We start from the raw sequence: 4,822 nt of genomic DNA, 5'->3' as shown, positions 1-4,822 counted from the left end.
GACGCCAAATACTTCCAAAACGCCGCCCTGACGGCCGAAGCCGCCGCCCTGTCCCACAAGGGGATTACCCAAGCCGACAGCGTTGCCGCAGGCTATAGCCACAACGCCATCCACCTGGCGGCATCAAACGGTTTTTCCGGCGGCTACGCGCGCACCTCGCACGGCCTCTCCTGCGTTGCGATCACCGGGACCGGCGCAGACATGGAGCGCGACTATTTCGGCGACAGCCGCTCCCACGCGGGCGACATGATGACGCCGGAAGAGATCGGCCACATCGCCGCGAAACGCACATTGGAACGCGCAGGCGCGACCAAGCCGCCGACCGGCGCTTTCCCCGTCCTGTACGACGAACGCATCTCGTCCGGCCTCATCGGTCACCTGCTGCAAGCCGCCAATGGGGCGTCCATCGCACGCGGAAGCTCGTGGCTTCGTGAGCGTTTGGGCGAACAGGTCCTGCCCAAAGGCATCACTTTGACCGAAGACCCGCACCGCGCCCGCATCCGTGGCTCCAAACCCTTCGACGCTGAGGGTCTCGCCACCCAAGCCCGCAACATCGTCGAAGACGGCGTGCTTATGGGCTGGACGCTCGACCTTGCGACCGCCCGCAAACTGGGCATGCAAAGCACCGCCTCCGCCGCCCGCGGCACGGGAGGCCCACCGACCCCCGGCACCGGCAACGTCTCAATGACCCAAGGCAACCAAACCCACGCAGATCTGATCCGCGATATGGGCACCGGCCTCCTCGTCACGTCACTGATCGGCTCGTCGATCAATCCAACAACGGGCGATTACTCCCGAGGTGCCAGCGGCTTTTGGGTTGAAAACGGCGAGATCACCTACCCGGTTACCGAATGCACCATCGCGGGCAACCTCCACGAAATGCTCGCCTCACTCATTCCCGCAAACGACGCCCGCGCGCACCTTTCGCGCGTTGTTCCATCGCTCCTTGTCGAAAGTCTCACGATTGCTGGCGCCTGATCTCGAGCTCCTCAAAACCGCCGCGCTTGAGGCTGGCGAGATCGCCCGAAAATACTGGCGCGAGGACCCACAAGTCTGGGACAAAGGTGGCGACGACCCCGTGTCCGAGGCCGACTTCGCCGTCGACACCCATCTGAAAACAAGCCTCCTCGCCGCGCGCCCCGACTACGGTTGGGTCAGTGAAGAAACCGAAGACGATCCGGCCCGCTTTGCGACGACGCGCGCCTTTGTCATCGACCCCATCGACGGCACCCGCGCGTTTGTCGCTGGCGAAAAAACCTGGGCGCACTCGCTGGCCATCGTGGAAAACGGCAAACCCATCGTGGCCTGCGTCTACTTGCCCGTGCGCGATAAACTCTACCTTGCCACCAAGGGTGGCGGCGCCACACTGAACGACGCACCAATCAACGCTGCCGCGAACCAATTCGGCGACGAGACCACGCTTCTTACCCCAAAAGTCACGCTTAAACCCGACTTTTGGAAAGCGGCCCCCCCAACCTTCGACCGTCATTTCCGCCCGTCCATCGCCTACCGCCTCGCGCTTGTCGCGGAAGGCCGTTTTGATGGCATGCTGACACTGCGACCAAGCTGGGAGTGGGACATCGCCGCGGGTGCGCTTCTTGTCACCGAAGCGCGCGGACAAGCCACGGATCGACGCGGCAAAACGCTAACTTTCAACACCCCAAGTCGCCAATCAGCGGGCGTCGTGGCCGCGGGGAATGGCGTGCACGCGGCCCTGATCGACCAACTCGTCTGAGGCCATTGCTTCCAGATCTTTCGCCCGCCATATCATGGTTTACTGGTAACTCCCGCTTAGATACCGCAGTGTGGGTCTTCCCCGCGTTCTCACGGAAACGACAAATATGACGAACGATGCAAGCCAAGTGGAGCGGCCCCTTTTGGTGATCGGCTGGCACGAATGTATCAGCCTGCCCGAATTAGGCCTTTTTGATTTTGCCGTGAAGGTTGACACGGGCGCGAAAACAACCGCCCTTCATGCCGAGAACATCGAATTGTTCAGACGCGATGACCAGAAATGGGTGCGCTTTACGGCGCCTTCCATTGTGGGGACGCCGGGACAAACCTGTGAATTCCCGGTCTTCACCAAACGCGACATCACCAACACCAGCGGCTCGCCCGAAAGCCGCCTCGTGATCCGGACACCGATGATTCTTGCCGGGCGTCGTTGGAAGATCGACGTCTCGCTGACGGACCGGGGAAGCATGGTGTTTCCGCTTATTTTAGGACGCCGCGCCTTGCGCCGCCACAACATCGCCGTGCATGCGGGAAAATCCTACTTGGTAAGCGCCCAGCCCAATCTTAAAGGACCAAAGACATGAAAATTGCCATGCTCGCACGCAATGCCGAACTTTACTCACACAGGCGCCTGAAAGAAGCGGCAGAGGAGCGCGGCCATCAGCTCGATATTATTAACACTCTGAGGTGTTATATGAACATCGCGTCGCGCAGGCCCGAGGTCTACTACAACGGCGAAAAGCTGGTTGGGTATGACGCCGTGATCCCTCGCATTGGTGCGTCGATCACCTTCTACGGCATGGCTGTTTTGCGGCAGTTTGAAATGCAGGGCGTCTACCCCTTGAATGAAAGCGTTGCCATCGGCCGCTCGCGAGATAAATTGCGCTCGATGCAACTTTTGGCGCGCGATGGCATTGGTCTGCCGGTGACCACTTTCGCCCATGACCCAAAACAGACCGAAGAGGTTCTCGAACTTGCAGGTGGCGCGCCTGTGGTGATCAAGCTGTTGGAAGGCACGCAAGGGATCGGTGTTGTTTTGGCCGATACAAAGCGGTCCGCGAAATCGGTCGTCGAGGCTTTTCGCGGTGCGGGTGTGAACATCCTGCTCCAAGAGTTCATCAAAGAAGCCGGCGGCACTGACATCCGTGCGATCGTCGTCGGTGGCAGGGTCGTGGCCGCAATGAAACGCACCGGCGTAGAAGGCGACTTTCGATCGAACCTGCACCGTGGCGGATCCGCTGAACTGATCAAACTGTCACCAGAAGAACGCTCGACGGCAATTCGATCCGCCAAAGCGATGGGCCTTAATGTCTGCGGAGTGGACATGTTGCGGGCCAATCATGGTCCGGTTGTGATGGAAGTTAACTCCTCTCCCGGTTTGGAAGGGGTCGAGAAAGCAACCGGCCTCGACATCGCAGGCAAGATCATCGAATACATCGAAAAACATGCGAAACCCAACGCAACCAAGACCAAAGGCAAGGGATGAAAAAACGTTCTGGTTTCGAGATCGCCGGCGCAGTCGTTGAATCGGGCACCCGCAAAACCATCGAAATCCCTGTCAGCATGCTGTCAGACCACACACCCGTCACCCTGTCCGCCCATGTCATCCACGGGCGCAGCGATGGCCCCACAGTTTTTGTCAGTGCGGGTATCCACGGGGACGAGGTGATCGGTGTCGAAATCGTGCGCCGATTGCTGCGATCCAATCTGAAATCCTTGCAAGGCACCCTGATTGTCGTGCCGATTGTGAACACCTTCGGTTTTCTCAACCATTCGCGCTACTTGCCGGACCGCCGCGATCTTAATCGCTGCTTTCCTGGATCACCGAACGGGTCTCTGGGCTCGCGGCTTGCGCATATTTTCCTCCACGAAATCGTCGGGCGCTGTTCGCTTGGCATTGATCTGCATTCGGCGGCCATCAATCGCATGAACCTGCCGCAGGTGCGCGTTTCGGCCAACAACCGCGAGACATTGCGGCTCGCAAAAGTTTTTGGCGCGCCGGTCATTCTGACAAGTGCATTGCGCGACGGAAGCTTACGGCAAGAAGCCAAAAAGATCGGCGTCGATGTCCTGCTCTACGAGGCCGGCGAAGGCATGCGGTTTGATGAAATGTCCGTCCGCGCAGGGGTGGCCGGAATTTTACGCATTTTGAAAGAGATAAAAATGTTGCCCAAGGCAGGGATCGCCAAGCCAAAGGCAGACTCGTTGTTGTGCTCGGACAGCAACTGGCTTCGCGCACCGGCGGGCGGGCTTTTACGCATGTTCAAAGCGGAAGGGGACGTCGTTGGAGAAGGCGACATCGTTGCCGCGATTTCGGACCCCTTCGGGGAAGGCGAGGTCGAGGTCAAAACTCGATACGCAGGCATTATCGTGGGACGCGCCGTCATGCCAATCGCCCACGAAGGCGACGCGCTTTTCCACATTGCGGCTGTTAAATCAGGCGACGACGCAGAAGCTGCTGTTGATGATCTGGCAACGCAGCTGGAAGAGGCCCCTTTGTTTGATGAAGACGAGATAATCTGATGTTCGCCAAAGGGTCCGAGCATCTCTTAAGGCAAGCCAGCATTGCGTTCTAAGAGGCGATGCGCGCCAGTTCGAACCAATGACCCACCCCTAATCCTGCGAACGCATGCACCAACGCAGGTACCGGAAACGCCAAAACGGCCAATTCAGCCGCGGCTTGACCCCACGCAGCAGGCGTTTACCCTGCACCTCAACAACGGGAGACCCCAATGACCCAGCGCCTACATCTCGTCTTCGGCGGAGAGTTGACAGACCCCTCTACCAACATTTTCCGCGACGTGGATGATATCCATATCGTCGGGATTTATCCCGATTACGCGACGGCTTACAACGCCTGGAAATCCGAAGCCCAGCGCACGGTGGACAATGCCCACATGCGCTATTTCATCGCCCATTTACACCGTTTGCGCGACGAAGAGGCGCCTGCGTCGTCGACTGAGGAGCTGGGCAGCTGACGACGCCCAAACCCCGCCTTATCTCTCGGCTCTTTTACAACGCCACGCGTCTCGCCGACCGCACCCTCCGCCGCGATAACCCCGCCCCCCCCGAACGCGGTCCCGAGCGA

The 4,822-nt window shown here is 59.4% G+C and carries 6 protein-coding genes; all 6 read left to right on the top strand.

Features of this window, described 5'->3' with window-relative positions:
* Window positions 1-978: metallopeptidase TldD-related protein (locus Q1B15_RS22690; RefSeq protein ID WP_299758395.1), on the top strand; the 978-nt coding region annotated here is incomplete at its 5' end.
* Window positions 965-1,735: a 3'(2'),5'-bisphosphate nucleotidase CysQ gene (locus Q1B15_RS22685; RefSeq protein WP_299758393.1), complete on the top strand. Its 771-nt coding sequence runs from the start codon at window positions 965-967 to the stop codon at window positions 1,733-1,735. The genes Q1B15_RS22690 and Q1B15_RS22685, both read left to right, overlap by 14 nt.
* Before the next feature lie 106 nt (window positions 1,736-1,841).
* On the top strand, window positions 1,842-2,318 hold the full coding sequence (locus tag Q1B15_RS22680) for a RimK/LysX family protein (RefSeq protein ID WP_299758392.1): 477 nt from the start codon (window positions 1,842-1,844) through the stop codon (window positions 2,316-2,318).
* Window positions 2,315-3,220, top strand: coding sequence for a 30S ribosomal protein S6--L-glutamate ligase (gene rimK / locus Q1B15_RS22675; protein WP_299758391.1), 906 nt, complete (start codon window positions 2,315-2,317; stop codon window positions 3,218-3,220). Before Q1B15_RS22680 ends, rimK begins: the two co-directional genes overlap by 4 nt.
* Window positions 3,217-4,257 carry a succinylglutamate desuccinylase/aspartoacylase family protein gene (locus Q1B15_RS22670; RefSeq protein ID WP_299758390.1) on the top strand — a complete coding sequence of 347 codons (1,041 nt, stop codon included), beginning with the start codon at window positions 3,217-3,219 and terminating at the stop codon, window positions 4,255-4,257. The genes rimK and Q1B15_RS22670 overlap by 4 nt, the downstream gene beginning before the upstream one ends.
* Window positions 4,258-4,466: 209 nt before the next feature.
* Window positions 4,467-4,712, top strand: a complete 246-nt coding sequence (locus Q1B15_RS22665; protein ID WP_299758389.1) for a DUF4170 domain-containing protein — start codon at window positions 4,467-4,469, stop codon at window positions 4,710-4,712.
* Window positions 4,713-4,822 lie beyond the last annotated feature (110 nt).

It is taken from the genome of uncultured Boseongicola sp. (assembly GCF_937988555.1).
In the GTDB taxonomy this organism is placed as follows: Bacteria; Pseudomonadota; Alphaproteobacteria; order Rhodobacterales; family Rhodobacteraceae; genus Boseongicola.
Note: the sequence above shows the minus strand (reverse complement) of the source record. Positions and strands in the feature narration are given on the sequence as shown.

What these genes read in the sequence shown, in the direction of transcription:
- Q1B15_RS22680 (WP_299758392.1), top strand. Translation starts at nt 1,842, where the DNA reads ATGACGAACGATGCAAGCCAAGTGGAGCGGCCCCTTTTGGTGATCGGC.
- rimK (WP_299758391.1), top strand. Translation starts at nt 2,315, where the DNA reads ATGAAAATTGCCATGCTCGCACGCAATGCCGAACTTTACTCACACAGG.
- Q1B15_RS22670 (WP_299758390.1), top strand. Translation starts at nt 3,217, where the DNA reads ATGAAAAAACGTTCTGGTTTCGAGATCGCCGGCGCAGTCGTTGAATCG.
- Q1B15_RS22665 (WP_299758389.1), top strand. Translation starts at nt 4,467, where the DNA reads ATGACCCAGCGCCTACATCTCGTCTTCGGCGGAGAGTTGACAGACCCC.